Origin of the sequence: Myroides guanonis (assembly GCF_900114085.1) — a bacterium.
Taxonomy (GTDB): domain Bacteria; phylum Bacteroidota; class Bacteroidia; order Flavobacteriales; family Flavobacteriaceae; genus Flavobacterium; species Flavobacterium guanonis.
Window position 1 is genome coordinate 285112 of sequence record NZ_FORU01000001.1, and the last position, 17155, is coordinate 302266.

The 17155-nt window shown below is 30.7% G+C and carries 13 protein-coding genes; 7 read left to right on the top strand and 6 right to left on the bottom strand.

Annotated features, from left to right (window positions below):
* Positions 1 to 40: 40 nt before the first annotated feature.
* Together BM024_RS01245 and BM024_RS01250 are read left to right on the top strand one after the other, a co-directional pair.
* A complete protein-coding gene (locus BM024_RS01245; protein ID WP_090677634.1) occupies positions 41 to 589 on the top strand; it encodes a hypothetical protein in 549 nt (182 codons plus the stop codon).
* 583 nt (positions 590 to 1172) lie between these two features.
* A complete protein-coding gene (locus tag BM024_RS01250) occupies positions 1173 to 1556 on the top strand; it encodes a hypothetical protein (protein ID WP_090677635.1) in 384 nt (127 codons plus the stop codon).
* 106 nt (positions 1557 to 1662) lie between these two features.
* Here BM024_RS01250 and BM024_RS01255 read toward each other — a convergent pair whose 3' ends face one another.
* From BM024_RS01255 to BM024_RS01275, 5 genes are all read right to left on the bottom strand, one after another.
* The gene (locus BM024_RS01255) at positions 1663 to 2073 is read right to left on the bottom strand and encodes an NADPH-dependent FMN reductase (RefSeq protein ID WP_245753842.1); all 411 of its coding nucleotides are present in this window, start codon (positions 2071 to 2073) and stop codon (positions 1663 to 1665) included.
* A 245-nt stretch (positions 2074 to 2318) separates the two neighbouring features.
* Positions 2319 to 2663 (bottom strand): DUF2853 family protein, encoded by a 345-nt coding sequence (locus tag BM024_RS01260; protein WP_090677636.1) that lies wholly within the window; start codon positions 2661 to 2663, stop codon positions 2319 to 2321.
* A 66-nt stretch (positions 2664 to 2729) separates the two neighbouring features.
* Complete coding sequence (menD, locus tag BM024_RS01265) at positions 2730 to 4385, bottom strand: 2-succinyl-5-enolpyruvyl-6-hydroxy-3-cyclohexene-1-carboxylic-acid synthase (protein ID WP_090677637.1); 1656 nt, start codon at positions 4383 to 4385, stop codon at positions 2730 to 2732.
* A gap of 70 nt (positions 4386 to 4455) precedes the next feature.
* Positions 4456 to 5052: a glutathione peroxidase gene (locus BM024_RS01270; RefSeq protein WP_090677638.1), complete on the bottom strand. Its 597-nt coding sequence runs from the start codon at positions 5050 to 5052 to the stop codon at positions 4456 to 4458.
* Positions 5053 to 5338: 286 nt separating this feature from the next.
* Entirely contained in the window at positions 5339 to 5923 is a 585-nt protein-coding gene (locus BM024_RS01275; protein WP_090677639.1) for a hypothetical protein, read from the bottom strand.
* A gap of 326 nt (positions 5924 to 6249) precedes the next feature.
* On the opposite strand from BM024_RS01275, the gene lpxD reads away from it, so the two are divergent.
* From lpxD to BM024_RS01300, 5 genes are all read left to right on the top strand, one after another.
* Positions 6250 to 7254 (top strand): UDP-3-O-(3-hydroxymyristoyl)glucosamine N-acyltransferase, encoded by a 1005-nt coding sequence (gene lpxD / locus BM024_RS01280; RefSeq protein ID WP_090677640.1) that lies wholly within the window; start codon positions 6250 to 6252, stop codon positions 7252 to 7254.
* A gap of 228 nt (positions 7255 to 7482) precedes the next feature.
* On the top strand, positions 7483 to 9516 hold the full coding sequence (locus BM024_RS01285; protein WP_090677641.1) for a S8 family serine peptidase: 2034 nt from the start codon (positions 7483 to 7485) through the stop codon (positions 9514 to 9516).
* A gap of 143 nt (positions 9517 to 9659) precedes the next feature.
* A complete protein-coding gene (locus BM024_RS01290) occupies positions 9660 to 11603 on the top strand; it encodes a tetratricopeptide repeat-containing sensor histidine kinase (protein ID WP_090677642.1) in 1944 nt (647 codons plus the stop codon).
* A 53-nt stretch (positions 11604 to 11656) separates the two neighbouring features.
* On the top strand, positions 11657 to 12286 hold the full coding sequence (locus BM024_RS01295; RefSeq protein WP_090677643.1) for a response regulator: 630 nt from the start codon (positions 11657 to 11659) through the stop codon (positions 12284 to 12286).
* 221 nt (positions 12287 to 12507) lie between these two features.
* Entirely contained in the window at positions 12508 to 15942 is a 3435-nt protein-coding gene (locus tag BM024_RS01300) for a methylmalonyl-CoA mutase family protein (protein WP_090677644.1), read from the top strand.
* A gap of 69 nt (positions 15943 to 16011) precedes the next feature.
* On the opposite strand, the gene BM024_RS01305 is transcribed toward BM024_RS01300, so the two are convergent.
* On the bottom strand, positions 16012 to 17112 hold the full coding sequence (locus tag BM024_RS01305) for a lipase family protein (RefSeq protein ID WP_177190137.1): 1101 nt from the start codon (positions 17110 to 17112) through the stop codon (positions 16012 to 16014).
* Positions 17113 to 17155: the final 43 nt, after the last annotated feature.

A 17155-nucleotide genomic window follows, 5' to 3' on the forward strand; every position in this document is an offset into this window, starting at 1 on the left:
GTTGTCTTTTGTAACTTTAAAATAAGAAACGGCAGAAAACATGATAAATCTAGGGAAACAATCATCTAATTACTCGGCTTTTAAAATTGTTAAAGGGATTCCTGTCCCTTTTAATTTAAGAATGGATGCCTCTAATCTTCTGAATAGCGCAATCAAAAATTATTATTACTTTATATTATTGATTTCTTTTATTGGATGTGGAGTTAGTGTTTTTATAGTGATTTTTTACTACTTCTTGACTAGTAATTTAACTAGTAATAATGTTCATCTGTATAGTATTTCATTAATATTGATGCTAGGCCCCTTTATTATGCTAAGTGCGATTGCATATCATCATTTATACAAGATGTGCGTTAGGTCAAGTGAGCAAGTAGGAGTTGGCTGTGTGATTGCATTGGATAGTATTAACAAAGTATCTGATGAAACTATTTTAAAAAGGGCTTTAGTGTCTTTAGTATATAACAATGAGGTTTATCTATTAATGTCTTATAGCAGTTCTATTAATGTTTCAATAGGTGAGTTGGTAAATGTCTCTTGGAGAAAGAACAATGCTAAGTTATGTTGGATTCATAGTGTAATAAAACTATAATGAAATGAATAATTTATAATTATACAAATAGAGATTATTTTTCTTCTTTATACTTCTTAAGTAGATGATTGGTAACTTTATTATTCACAATTAAAACATATTACACAGTCAATATAGATAAAATGTATAGAATTTTACAATATACTAACACCTTTATAAGATATACTTAATACGTTTTTTTCGATATTTTAGAGCATGACAACTATATTTGTTTTAACAATTTTTTAATCATAAAGTAGAAGTTTACTTCTATTGTTGTAAAAAATTTCGATTAAACTATTGATTTAAACTATAAGTTGTTTATTTTTTTTATGAAGAGGTCGATATGTAATATCGACCTCTTCTTTATTTAAGATTGTAATAAAAGTACTTTTGTTTTATAACTATTATTTATAACGTTCAGAGTAAAAACAACTCATGATTTTTGTTATATAAAATTAGAATGATTATATTTATATATATTTAATATTTTTTTTATTAAATATGTATTTTTTGACATCATACTTTGTTGTTATCTGTTGTTTATAAGGTCTTGGTTTGTTTATTCGTTAGTTGAGTCTTCATGTTTTAATCAAATATCTATATGGAAAAGTTTATTGGAATGACTGAACCTCTAACTAATTTCGAAAAGTTTACTTTAATCTTAGTATCGTTTTGGTTAATTTATTTGGGTTTTAATTGTATTATTAAGCGTTATAGGAGTGTAAAGAATCGACGTATGTTGTTAGATTACTTACGGTTTAAGAATGAAAAATGGAATGTTTTGCTAGCAATATTGAGAAATAATAATGATATAGATAGTCGGTATGTTAGTGAACAAATTGAGGTAGATTTATCAAATTTAGATACGAGATATAAGATGTTGATTTATAATGATTTAAAAAAAATAAAAAAGTTTAATCATTTCAACAAAACCAATTATCAACTTATCTCTAGATTATTATCTAATAAGAGATTTGTAAATTGAAAATGGTGGTATGCTTGCCAGAACTGTACTTACAAGATGTATTATACCGAATTAGCTTTAAAAAGTTCAAAAGCTTTTTCTATTTCTTTTTGGTAGTCAGTGTTAATTATTTCTTCATTTCTATGATTCTCTGAGAAATTGGGAAGTGAAATATAATCCTAGCATCAAAATAAGGAAATATTCTCTTTATCTTTATATTTTCTATGATTCTAATTCCAATTCCAGCTCTTGTTCTTGGTGAAAACGATAACAGTAGCATTGGCTTTTCTGCAAATAGGTTCTTGTTTGCTCTGGAGCCACAATCGAATATGTTCTTAATGGTTATAGTAAAAGTTCCATTGTATTCTGCTAACCCAATTATTATAGCATCAGAATTAATCAAATGCGTGTTAAAGTATAAAGTTTTTTGTGGAATACCTTTTCTGTTTTTTTCTTCGGAAGGTATTTCAAAATCATAAATATCAAAGATTTGAATGTCATAACCAGGAAGTTTTGATAGTATTGTAGGCTTCCCCAAAAACAGGACAGTTGTTAATTCAAGATTTATGGAAGTATTACTATTTGAAGTAGAGAAAGTTTTGATTTGTTATTGTTTTAGTTTTATAATAACAAAGGCAGGTTTTAGTATTTTTTATTACACTTAATATATAACAAGATCGGATTTTGCATCGTGTTTTACATCTTTGGAAATGTGTTTTTAAAGTCGAAAACCTAAGAAGGTAATAAAAAGAGGAGCATCATTTATGATGCTCCTTGAGAAGATTACTTATTATAAACACTTTCCTTTTTGAAGTGTACTGTCAATAAGTAGTATACAACTGCCCTATATTTATTTCTATTAGAAGCACCATATTGCTCCATTACTTTAGAAATACCTTCATCAAGTTTTGGACTGTCTGATAACCCTAGTTTTTTTATAAGGAAATTGTTTTTTACAGTTGCTAATTCAGTTTCAGAAGAAGAGGCTACAGTAGAAGAATCCTTATTGTAAATAGAAGGACCACATCCGATTGTAACTTTCTCTAATAACTCCATGTTAGGAGTGACTCCGCATTTTTCTTTTAAATCCGCGGCATACTTTTCTATTAATTCAGTTCTTTTGCTCATAATTTATAAATTAGTTGTATACGAATATAATTAATTAATTATTACGAAACAATGTAAATAAATCTGTTAAACCAGGTTTTTGAAATATTCTTTTAAAATAGTGTCATTTATTTTCGTAGGAGTATTTATCTCAAATATTGCAGGTTTTTCATTTCTTGAAATAAAAGAACTAAAAGTAGTCTTTAGAGAATTTATATCTTTAACATTATAATAATCAAACTGGTGCATTTTGGCCAAATGCTCTGCATTTAAATTATGCTCTGTTTCGAAATAAGTGTTGAAAGTAGGAGATTCTTGATGGCCAGGTAATATTCTAAATATACCACCACCTTGATTATTTAAAAGAATTATTTTAAAGTTAGGAGGAATGTACATGTTCCATAAAGCGTTGTTATCATAGAAAAAACTAATATCACCCGTAATTAAAATATTTTGTTTTTTAGAAGCTACAGCTGCTCCTATTGCTGTAGAAGTACTTCCGTCGATACCACTGGTTCCTCGATTGCAAAATACTTCAATAGTTGGATCTAAATCAAACAATTGAGCATATCTTATTGAAGCACTATTACTGATTTGTAATTGAATGTGATTTGGGATATTATTGAATATGAATTGAAAAACTTCCATATCAGAAAATGGAATTTTCGAAACGTATTTTTGATGAGCAATCTGACGTTTTTTTGCTAGATTTAAAGCCCAATGCCGATAGTTACCAATTTTTGAATTGTCCGTATATTTAAAGAGTTCAGAAAAGAAATCATTAGGTGTTGTAATGATTTTATCCGTTAGACTATCATAAGTATCGTAATGGCGATGTATGTCTATATGCCATTGTTTTAATGGTTTGTATTTTCTTAAAAATGCTTTAATTCTTTTAGATACTACCATACCTCCAAAAGTAATGAGGAGTTCTGGTTGAAAATCATTGAAATCTACTTCATCGAAAGGGGTTATAAATCGATCTATATGTTGAATAAAATTCGGATGATGAATATTAGAGGTAACCTCTGTCATTACAACTACAGTTGTATCGTTTGCTAAATAATCAATAATTGCTTGATTTAACATATGTGGTTCACAAACACCAATCAGTACAAGTTTTTTGTTTGCATTGTTCCAAGTCTTGACAAAAGGATGTATTTCCACTTTTGCAGCAGGGATATGAGGAGAAATAATTACGGGAGATACACTTTTTTGCTCTACAATATTGTAAAGAGGTTCTTCAAAAGGAGCGTTTATGTGTACAGGTCCTTTTTTTAATACAGCTTCTTGAAGTGCTTTGTTTATAAGCATATCATTAAAAGAAGAGGCAATTTCAGTCAAATTTGCATTGAATATAATGTGATTTTGATAAACGTTTTGCTGACGAATAGTTTGCCCATCTCCAATATCAACTTTCGATAAAGGTCTATCGGCTGATATAATTACTATAGGTATTTGGCTGTAAAAAGCTTCTGCGACGGCAGGGTAATAGTTTAAAAGTGCGGATCCAGAAGTACAAAGTAATGCTACAGGTTCTTTGAGTTGTTGAGCGATGCCTAATGCAAAAAAAGCAGCACTGCGTTCATCTGCAATGCTGTAACATTTAAAATTAGGATTATTTACAAATCCGATCGTTAAAGGAGCATTTCTCGATCCAGGAGAAATGACTATATGTTTTAGATGATGTCCTTTACAAATTTCAATTATACTTTGAGCTAAAGGTATTTCAGGATAAATCATAAAGTAGGTTTAAGAATCAAAGATACATACAAACCTTTAAACCTACTGTACCTCCTTTAAGAATATTGGGTTATTCAATTCCTTTAATCCAATTTTTAATTTCATCGTCTGTTGGTAGCGTTCTAGGACTTATAACTTTAGCTAAATGACCATTTTCATCAATTAAATATTTTTGAAAGTTCCATTCGACTTCACTATCAGTAACTCCATTTTTATCTTTCTGAGTTAGAAACTGATAGATAGGATGTATATCATTGCCCTTAACTGAGATTTTACTCATCATTGGAAAGCTTACTCCATAGTTTGCTTCACAAAAAGTAGAAATATCAGAATCTGAACCTGGCTCTTGATTTCCAAAATTATTTGCAGGAAAACCTATTATGACAAGGTTTTTGTCTTGAAACTCTTTATATAATGATTGTAGTTGTTTGTATTGAGGTGTTAAACCACATTCAGACGCTGTATTTACAATTATTACTTTCTTGCCTGCTAATGTAGCGAAGTCAAAGTCTTTCCCATGTATGTCCTTTACTTTGAATTGGTAAATGGATTGACTTTGTTCTTTTGTGTTTTTCATAATAATATTGTTGGTTATTGTATTGTTTTCCTGAGCAATCGAAGATGTGAGGCAACTTAGAAATGCAGCTAAGATGATATAATTTTTCATGATTTATTTTATTATAAAGTTCGGATTTATTTACGAGAATAGACTTACTATTCGATTTTTAACTTTTAGAGTTCTTTATTTTTAACTTTTGATATATATGACATCCTTTTAGGAGGTTTTTTATATATAATGCCTAAAAATTTTGAAAATAAAAATTTGGAAAAACGAAAAGTAGATTATAATTTATTGAATATAGATAAAACAGGGAATTAGTATTTAATATTATTTAAATAACCAATTCATATACTGTTTTATCTATATTTTATATTTTCAGTTTGATTTCTTGTTAATTAGATTCTGTTCTTCTGTTTTTATTAATTTCGTCCTGAAGTTGACGGCGTATTTTCTGTTCACGTTCTAGCGAACGTTTTTTCAACTCTTCAAGTTCTTCTTCTGTTTCAATGAGCTTCTTTCTAGCTTCTTTTGTGTCAGTATAACTCTTTTTAAACTGTACAAATAACCCTGCTAAAGCTAATAGTAAGATAGCAATTACTATACAAACCAATATTTTGAAAGTGGATTTTGAAGTTGGAATGCCAATGATATCGAGGTTGTCTTCTCTACTCAAGGCTTCGTTGAGTGCCTCTTCAGTAGTCGATAGTTTTGATGTAATTGCATTCAACGACGCCTTTTGTTCTGTATGAGCGGCTTTACTACTATCTATTTCATTTTGTAGTTGGTTAGTCGCTTCTAAAACATTGCGTTGTAATTGATTTAATTTACCTTTTTCAACAACTTTATAACTTTGCCAATTGCTGGATTCATTTATAAGTGACGTAAATTGGTCATCAATACTTTTCTTAGAAGTTTGTGCATTTACTGCTGATGTGAAAGTTATTAGGCTAATAGCTAAAACAATTCTTTTTTTCATTTAATTCTTTTTAATAGTATTACTTTTTACATGAGTTTTCGTTTGTAGGTGATACAATTTGCGATTTACTATAAGACGCAAAAATAGATTAAATATTGTGTGATGACAAGACTATTGAGTAAACAGTAACTAAACTTGGAGTTTAAAATAGGGTTTAATTGGTTTTTTTGAAACTTTGTTTTGTTTCAATGTGTTTGAATATTAGTGTATTATAACTATATTGTGAGTGAAATAAAGATATTGTTTAAATTCTAATATTAGATTTGTTTTAATTATGTATAATTGCTGAATAAACAATATCAAAGTTTTTTAATTAAAAAATAAATATGAAATCGTATTCTATCGAAGAAATTAATGAGTTATTAAATGGAATTATAATAGGTAATACTATTGAGAAAATAAAATCTGCTGAACAACTCGATAAAGCTGTTGCAGGACAAATTTCTTTTATAGGAAATAAGCGTTATGAAAATCTTTGGGATAATTCTAAAGCAAGTGTTGCAATAGTTGGGCAAGATATTTCCATAGAACCAGGTGATAATAGGGCTTTTATTAAGGTTAAAAACGTTGATATTGCATTAGCTCAGTTATTAGAGTTTTTTGCTCCTAAATTACCGGTTTTTGAACCTAGAATTCATCCAACTGCTTATATAGATAGTACAGCAGAATTAAGTGAAGATACTTGTGTTGGTGCTGGTGCTTATATTGGAGCGCGAGTTAAGTTAGGTAAAGGAGTAATGATTTTTCCAAACGCTACTATTTTAGAAGATTCAATTATTGGAGATAAGACTACTATATGGTCAGGAGCTGTTATAAGAGAACGTTCGCAGTTAGGAAGTGAATGTATTATCCATCCAAATGCAGTTATTGGAGCAGATGGATTTGGATTTACACCTTCTGAAACAGGTTTGGTTAAAATTCCTCAAATAGGAAATGTAGTTATAGGAAACCAAGTTGAAATTGGTGCAAACTCATGTGTTGATAGAGGTAAGTTTAGCGCTACAATTATTGGTAATGGCTGTAAAATAGATAATCTTGTTCAAATAGGTCATAATTGTGTTTTAGGACAATTTTGTATTATGGCTGGTAGTAGTGGTTTAGCAGGCTCTGTAACCTTGGGGGATTTTGTAGTTATTGGTGGTAGTGCATCTATAAAGGATCATGTGACAATCGGAAGTGGAGCTGTAGTAGGAGCTGGTTCTGGAGTTACTGGTAATATTGAAGCAGGTAAGACTGTATTGGGGTATCCAGCCGTGGAAGCAAAAAACGCTTTAAAACAATGGGCTATTTTAAAGAGGTTGGTAAAAGATTATGGTGTAAAACCACAATAATTTTTATGAAATAAATAATTTTTAGAGAATTTTATAAGGCTGATTAAAAATATTAATCAGCCTTATTTATTTGATATTTTTTCGTTTGATTCGTTAGGTTTAATGTATTGTTAGTGTTGGTTGTTTTTTATAACTTGATAGACAACTAATTTTATATCGTTAATTTTATATAATTAATGTTGTATTAAAGTCTAAAGCACTAATTTAGATTTTTGAAAAAAAATAAAAATGAAAACTCAAACAAAAATTTTAATTACTCTATGTTTTAGTGCCTATTCAACTATGATAGCTCAAAATGTAGTAATTCGAGAAAAAATAACTAAAACATACAATCTCGTAAATTCAAAAAAATCTATTATAGAATTTCAAAAAAGAGAGGAAACTTCTAGATTAAAAGCATTTAGAACTGCGGAATCACAAAATATACCTACCAGTGGAATAACTGAAGGCGGAAATTATTTCGAGTTACAAGGTATTGATAACAGAGGAACTTTAATTTATTATACCACTCGTAATAGTGGTTCTAGAGCTACAGCCCGTGTAAATGATATTTCAACTGGAGGGATTTTAGGTTTAAAACTGGACGGAGATAACATGGTTGTTGGAGTATGGGATGGTAGACCAGCATTAGATACACACATTGAGTTTATCGATAATCAGGGGAATTCTAGGGTAATATTAAAAAATGCTATTCCTTCTTTAGAAAATAAAAACAGTAATTGGTTAGCTGAATTTGAGGAAAGTAGATTTCATGGTACACATGTTACTGGAACCATTGCGGCTCAAGGTACCACATTAAAAGCAAAAGGAATAGCACCAAAAGCTGAGATTTGGGCCTATGATTGGAGAAATGATATTTCTGAGATGAGCGTTGCAGCTCAAGAAGGTTTATTAGTTTCTAATCATTCGTATGGTATTGCAGCAATAGATAACCAAGGTCAACCATTAGTACCTGATTATTATTTTGGTACTTATTTTGGAGATGCAATTAGTATTGATAGCATTACCAATAAATACAAATATTATCAGCCAGTTATAGCGGCAGGAAATGATAGGTCTTATTACTCTTTAATTAATCCTTCAAAAAAAGGAAATGATTTATTGTTAGGTAGTAGTTTGTCTAAAAATAGTATAGTGGTAGCTGCAGTTTCTGAAGTAAATAATTATGTAGATGCTTCAAGTGTTACTATGTCATCGTTTAGTAGTTATGGGCCTACCAATGATTTTAGAATTAAACCGGATATATCTGCAAAAGGGGTTAACGTTTATTCTACTTCATATAGTAACCCTGTGCTCCCTAATACAATATCGTCTGAGCCTAAAAACAACTCCTATAACAGTGTTAGTGGCACTTCAATGGCTTCTCCAGCAGTTTCAGGTGTCGTAGCTTTATGGCAACAGTGGGGTGTTGAAAATAATACAGATGGTTTACCTTTCAAGTCAGCAACAATAAGAGCAATTATGTCACATACAGCTGATGAAGTAGGAAATGCACCTGGCCCCGATCATCGTTTTGGATGGGGCTTAATTAATGCAAAGAAAGGAGTTGAAACAATGATAGCATCTAAAGAAAATTCGGTCCTTCTTGAAGAGAATACACTCAGTAATGGTGTAGTTTATACCAAAAAATTCATATTGAATGAATCAGGTGATAAGTTAATTGCTACGATTGCATGGACAGATGTTGAAGCGAAATATAATAATAATTTTTTCGATGATAGTCAAGTGTTTCCTACGCTTATAAATGATTTAGATATTGTGATTACCAAAGGAGATGGAACTGAATTTTTTCCTTGGAGATTAAATCCAGATTTTAATGATATACGTGCGGAAAAAGGAGTTAATGACGTTGATAATATTGAGAAAGTCGAAATAGAAAATGCAGATAGTGGAGAATATACAATTACAGTTTCTCATAAAGGAAGTTTGGTAAATATGTCTCAAGAATTTACATTGGTAGTAAGTAGTGAGAAATCAAATAATTTAGACATTGAGGAAACAAAGATTGAAGACACTTTACCTATCAAAATTTGGCCTAATCCTATGAATGATGTTTTAAATGTAGAAATACCAGCAAATTATTTGAACAGCAACTTAGATTATAGGATATATGATATAACAGGAAAAATGATTATAAAGGGCACAGAATCTTCCGCTAATTCATTTCAAGTTTACGTAGGTGATTTGTCTAAAGGTGTATATATTATTGAAATTAAAAAAGAAGGACTTAAAACAGTTATTGAGAAAATAATTAAGAAATAGTTAGAGACGAAATATACTTTTAATTAAAAAACAAAAAAACCTTTGACTTATGTCAAAGGTTTTTTTGTTTTCGTTTCTTATTGTTAATATTATCATTATATTAACTAAGTTTATTTGTATTGATAACACCGAATTTGATATTTATGAATATAATTTGCTCTACTAACGATTTAGTGCGTTTTTTATTTGTCTTCTTAGGGTTTTTGTTCTCAATTGAACTTTACCCGAGTACAGCACAACAATTATTAATATCTAAAACAATTGATTTTTCATTCAAGAAGATACCAGATAAGAAGTTTGATAGTATTACAGAAGTAATTGGAAACTATGCTGACGACTTGCAATATGAAAAGGCTATTGTTTTAAGTGATTCAATATTTGAATCTTTGAATGATAACTCCTCAAAACAATTGGCGAAGTTGTATCATCTTAAAGGTTATGTATATCACAGAAAAGGAGATTTATTTAATGCAATAGCAATGTATGAAAAGGCAGTTGAAATTAGGAATAACATTAAGGATAAAGAGGTTGTTATTACATATTTGAATTTAGGTAAATCTTATTATGATATTGGTGATTACGTAAGATCGATTCAAGAGTATGAGAAAGGTTTGCAATTATCAAAGAAGTATCGAGATATATCCAATATCGGCTCAAGTTTATCTGGTATTGGAGTAGTTCTTTCGGACCAAGGTAAAAGACAAGAAGCTTTAAATTTCTTTAAAGAATCTTTGTCTAATGACAAGAAGATTAAAGACTCTGTTAATATAAGTCGCAGTTACTATGATATAGGAGAGATCAAGTATTTAGTTAGAGAGATGGATTCTGCAAAAATATATTTCGAAATGGCAAATGAAATTGCTTTAATGCAGAAGGATGAGTATTTACAATCCTATTGTGTAACTCGTATGGGAACATTAGAAGTTATGAAGGGAAATTATAGCAGTGCAGAGAAATATCTATTACAAGGACTTGAAATTAGAAATCGTTTACAATATCCAATTGAAATTATATTTACTAAGGTTGAACTGGCTAAATTATATGTCAAAATAGGTGAATTAAATAAGGCAGAAAGACTTTTATTAGAAGTATTGAAAGATTCGAAGTCAACACCATTTTTAAAGGGAGAGTATATGGCGAATGAACTTTTGTCAGAATTAAATGAAAAGGAAGGTAACTATCTAGATGCTTTAAAATACCATAAAGAGTTTAGTGTAATTGGAGATAGTCTGAAGTTTAATAAAAATAATTCAGAAATTGAAAATGCTTATACTCGTTTGCAAATTGAAAAGCATACTCAAGAAGTTGTTTTTAAACAAAAACAGCAGAGACAAATTTATTTGTCATTACTATTGTTTGTGAGTTGCTCTGCAATTGGTGGTACTGGTTATTTAATTAAATTAAGAAAAGGAACAAAGAGAAAATATGAATATAAAATTCGCCAAAAAGAACTAGAAGTTGAGAAACAAATTTTGTTGCAATTAGATGAAGAGAGAAGGCGAATTTCTAGAGATGTTCATGATGATTTAGGTTCTAGTATTTCAGGAATTAAATTACTAAGTGAAATTATCTATAAAAAGACTAAAGATGAGGAACTTAAAAAGGAACATGAAAGATTATTGAGTATGCAATTAGAAACTTCGCAAAAGATAAGAGATATAATTTGGGTTTTAAACAACGATAACAATTCGATAGAAAGTTTAGCATGGTATTGTCATAATTATGCAGAAAGCATGTTAAAGAGTTTTAGTATTAATCTAGATAGTTATGTAGATGAAGATATGCCTCCAATTAATATTGATAACGAAAGTAGAAAAAGTTTTTTTTTATGTGTAAAAGAAGCTATCAATAATATACTGAAACATTCTAAAGGAGATAATGTGTTTTTATCAATAAGCTTTATTGAAAATGAATTTAAAATCTGCATACAAGACAATGGAAAAGGAATGGAAAAATCTTTGAGAACTGAGCAAGGTTTTGGATTGAAGAATATGAAGAAGAGGATGGACTTAATAAATGGTGTTTTCAATTTAGAAACAAATCTAACTGGAACTAAAGTGTGTTTTTCAAAAAAGTACCCAAAATAGGTATTGTGTTAGTTTTAAATAAGTTATTAATTTGAATTATTAAACAAGCAATAATGAGTAATTTAATAACTATAGCCGTTTTAGAAGATGAAAAGAATTTCAGGGATTCTGTAGTAGAACTAATCAATTCTACAGACGACATGAAATGTATTGCGACATTTGATAATGTGACATCTTTCTATGCAAATTTTAAGGACATACATCCTGATATTTTTTGGGTCGATTTACACTTACCTGATGGATCTGGCATAGATGTTATCAAATATATTAAAAAGGAAAGAGAGGAAGCTTTATGTTTAGTTTGTAGTTTTTTTGACAGTGATGAAAAGGTCTTCACGGCTCTTAGAGGGGGTGCAGATGGTTATCTATTAAAAGGAGAGAATATAGAAACAATCTTAAAATCTATTTCTGAATTAATTAGTGGTGGTGCTCCAATGAGTCCAAGCATTGCTCGTAAAATATTAGCCACTTTTAAACCTGTTTGCATTTCTGGAGAAGAATTTGATCTTACCCTTAGGGAAAAGGAGATTCTTGGATTTCTTTCAAAAGGACTTTTATATAAAAACATAGCAATTAATTTATACATAAGTCCTGAAACAGTTAAGAAGCATATTAGAAATATATATACTAAATTACAAGTTACCAATAAAGTAGAAGCAATTAATAAGTATTTTGAGAAGTAGATTTTAGCAACTTTAGTTATACCGTTTTATTTAGATTCTGATTTTATTCTTTAATAAGATAAAATATTGCTTAATCGATGGAAATGGTGTTTGCTTTTTTATAATTATTAAAATATTTGAGCATTTAATTGCTACTTTGCAAGGTATTCGCTTTCATTTTTTTAATCTTTTTTTTTACGTAAATTGCCAAGCAAACTATTAAGAAAGAATCAATTTAAATTATGCAAGACAATATACCCTATGTACCCCAAAATAAAGTGCGCATTGTAACAGCAGCGGCTTTATTTGACGGACATGATGCAGCGATAAATATCATGCGTAGAATTATTCAAGCAACTGGCTGTGAAGTGATTCATTTAGGTCATGATAAAAGTGTTGAAGAAGTTGTGAATACAGCAATTCAAGAAGATGCTAATGCAATCGCAATGACCTCTTATCAAGGTGGACACAATGAATATTTTAAATATATGTATGATTTGCTTCAAGAAAAGGGAGCAGGACATATCCGCATTGTAGGAGGAGGAGGTGGTGTTATCCTTCCATCAGAGATTAAGGATTTGATGGATTATGGAATTACTCGTATTTACGCACCAGATGATGGTCGTGAAATGGGTCTTCAGGGGATGATTAATGATATGATTAAAAGAGCTGATTTCCCAACAATGGATTTACAATTGCCAGAAGGGAAGGATGCATATCAATCTTTAGCAGATAAAGATATAACAACTATCGCTCGTTTAATTTCATTAGCAGAAAATAGAGAAGAGGATTTCTTAAAGATTTTCCAGTTTGATCCAGAGAAGCACAAAGGTACACCTGTATTAGGTATTACTGGAACAGGTGGTGCAGGTAAATCTTCTATGGTAGATGAATTAGTACGTCGTTTCTTAATTGATTTTCCAGAGAAAACAATAGCATTAATTTCTGTTGACCCTTCTAAGCGTAAGACAGGTGGTGCGTTACTAGGAGATCGTATTCGTATGAACTCTATTAATAATCCTAGAGTGTTTATGCGTTCTTTAGCTACACGTCAATCTAATCTTGCACTTTCTCGCTATGTAGAAGAAGCAGTTCAGGTTCTTCAAGCAGCTAATTATGATTTAATTATTTTAGAAACATCGGGTATTGGTCAATCAGACACTGAAATTTTAGACCACTCAGATGCTTCTCTATATATAATGACTCCAGAGTTTGGTGCTGCTACGCAATTAGAGAAAATCGATATGCTTGATTTCGCTGATATTGTTGCTATCAATAAGTTTGACAAACGTGGAGCTTTAGATGCGATGCGAGATGTTAAAAAACAATATCAACGCAACCATAATTTATGGGATGCTAATCCAAATGATATGCCTGTTTTTGGAACAATTGCTTCACAATTTAATGATCCTGGAACAAATGATTTGTATAGAGCTATCATGGATAAAGTAGTTGAAAAAACAGGGGCTAACTTAAAGTCGACGTTTGAAATTACTAAAGAAATGAGTGAGAAGATCTATGTCATTCCGCCAAATAGGACTCGTTATTTATCGGAGATTGCTGAGAATAATAGATCTTATGACGCTAAGGTAATTACACAAAAAGAAGTTGCACAAAAGCTTTTTGGAATTTATAAAACGATTTCTTCAGTATCAGGTCAAGAACCTATTTTAGACAAAGCAGGTATTAAAGATGGACAGTTTGAGAAAGCTGATGAAACCACTGCTGCTTTTTTAGATTTATTGATTAAAGAATTCGACCGAGTAAAGATGAATTTCGACCCTTATAATTGGGAAGTAATTCTAACTTGGGATGAAAAAGTAAACAAATATAAAAATCCTGTTTACTCTTTTAAAGTAAGGGATAAAGAAATTAAAATTGATACGCATTCTGAAAGCTTATCTCATTTGCAAATCCCTAAGATTGCATTGCCTAAGTACGAAGCTTGGGGAGATATATTACGCTGGGTGCTACAAGAAAACGTTCCAGGTGAATTTCCTTTTACATCTGGATTATACCCTTTCAAAAGAGAAGGTGAAGATCCAACCCGTATGTTTGCTGGGGAAGGTGGTCCAGAACGTACAAATAGACGTTTTCACTATGTTTCATTAGGGATGCCTGCTAAACGACTTTCAACTGCATTTGACTCTGTAACTTTATATGGAAATGACCCTGGTCATCGCCCTGATATTTACGGGAAAATCGGAAATGCTGGTGTGTCAATTTGTTGTTTAGACGATGCTAAGAAGTTATATTCTGGATTTAATCTTGCACATGCATTGACTTCTGTATCTATGACTATTAATGGTCCTGCTCCTATGTTATTAGGATTCTTTATGAATGCAGCTATTGACCAACAATGTGAATTATATATTAAAGAAAATGAATTGGAAGCTGAGGTTGAAGAGAAGATCAAAGCTATTTATAAAAACAAGGAAGTTGATAGACCTATTTACAATGGAGAATTACCAGAAGGAAATGATGGTTTAGGCTTAATGCTGTTAGGTGTAACAGGGGATCAAGTACTTTCTGCGGATGTTTACGCAAAAATTAAAGAGGAAACATTAGCACAAGTTCGTGGTACTGTTCAAGCAGATATTTTAAAAGAAGATCAAGCTCAAAATACTTGTATTTTCTCTACTGAATTTGCTTTGAGATTAATGGGAGATGTTCAAGAGTATTTCATCGAAAAAAACGTACGTAACTTCTATTCAGTTTCTATTTCTGGATATCACATTGCTGAGGCAGGTGCGAATCCAGTTACGCAGTTAGCATTCACGCTAGCTAATGGATTTACTTATGTAGAATACTATTTGAGTAGAGGAATGGATATTAATGCTTTCGGACCAAATCTTTCTTTCTTTTTCTCTAATGGTATAGATCCAGAGTATTCTGTAATTGGACGTGTAGCTCGTAAGATTTGGGCTAAAGCTTTAAGAGATAAATATGGAGCAAACCCTAGAGCTCAAATGCTGAAATATCATATTCAAACTTCTGGTAGATCATTACATGCACAGGAAATTGATTTTAATGATATTAGAACTACATTGCAAGCTTTATATGCTATTTATGACAACTGTAATTCACTTCATACCAATGCGTATGATGAAGCGATTACAACTCCTACAGAAGAGTCAGTTCGTAGAGCAATGGCAATTCAATTGATTATAAACAAAGAGTTAGGATTAGCTAAAAATGAGAATCCAATTCAAGGTTCATTTATAATTGAGGAGTTAACTGATTTAGTTGAAGAAGCTGTTTTATTGGAGTTTGATAGAATTACAGAGCGTGGAGGTGTATTAGGAGCTATGGAAACTATGTATCAACGTTCAAAAATTCAAGAAGAATCTCTGTACTATGAAACTTTAAAACACACAGGAGAATTTCCAATAATTGGAGTGAATACATTCTTAAGTTCAAAAGGATCTCCAACAGTAGTGCCAGCTGAGGTTATTCGTGCCACGGAAGAAGAAAAACAATTTCAAATTGTTACTAAAGAAAATTTAAACAAAGCAAATAAAGACTTGATTGAAAATCACCTATCTAAACTTCAAGATGTAGCCGTTCAAAATGGAAATATTTTTGAAGCAATGATGGAAGCTTCAAAAGTTTGTACTTTAGGACAAATTACTTCTGCATTGTTTGAAGTAGGAGGTCAGTACAGAAGAAATATGTAAAGATTAGATTATTTTGATAATAAAAAGAGACATCGTTAGATGTCTCTTTTTTTATGCCTGAAATTTGATTTATTCAATTAATTTTTCTGCTAGATAGATATAAGCTTGATGTCTATGATGAGACATGGTATTTTTAGGATCTGTGAATTTATTGTTGTACTCCTTATCTCCTTGTAAAATAATGCTATGGCCACATCTCATATAATTGTTATCTGACGCATATATAGGTTCAACAAGTTGTGGCAGATAGTTTCTAATTTGTTTAAACATGATTTTTCCTAAATACTTTTCGTAACGTTTTTGAGATTTCATTGGAGGATTCTTAATCTTATTATATAATATTCTTCCAAAGATTCGTTTGAAGAAAGATTGCTTCTGAAGCATTTGATCTAAACTAGTAAAAATATTAATTTCATTAAAGTTGTCCATTGTCTGAACACTCAACGGAACTTCTGGAACCCAATCTTGTGTATTGATGGCATGAAATGCCCAATCTCTAGTTATATTTTCATAATGATAAGCAAAATACATGTTTCCAGGTTTAGGAGATGCCATTGTATATGTCTTAAAACGAATGTCTTGAGGAAGTTTAAATTCCTTTTGTAATTGATAAAGATGCGCTGTTATAAGGACAGATAAAGCTCCACCTTGACTATGACCTGAAACAATAAAGTCTTTATGGCCTAATTGGTACATGCTGTCAATCTGTGGCAACATATCTTTAACCAAATACGCTGTAGAAATAAGCCAGCCAACATGAACGGTCGCGTCCTTTCTATCAGCTAAGTTATACTCGAAATTTTCATCGAGTGATAATTGAAGCTTTCCTTGTGCAGGAACCATAGCTGCATAAAAATTTGAAAGCCAACTTTCTTTCACCCCTACAGATCCCCTAATAGCGATTACAGATACATCTCTTTCTTTATTGTACCATAATTCCCATAGGTTCGCTAATCCTATCTCTTTGGATTCATAAACTTTAGTATATGCTTTTGGAGGCTCTATATCATTTGTAAGTAGAGTACCTTTTATATTACCTGTGATTTTAAGCATATCAATCAACTCTTCTTTATTAAAATGAGGAGCTAATTGCTGTGCGAAAAGATTTGAGGTTGTAATACTTTGGAAAAAGAATAAAATTAGAATTAAAGCGAATTGAATTTTACGCATGCTAATTGAGGTTTTTTCGTACATATTGCTTTTTTAAGATTTA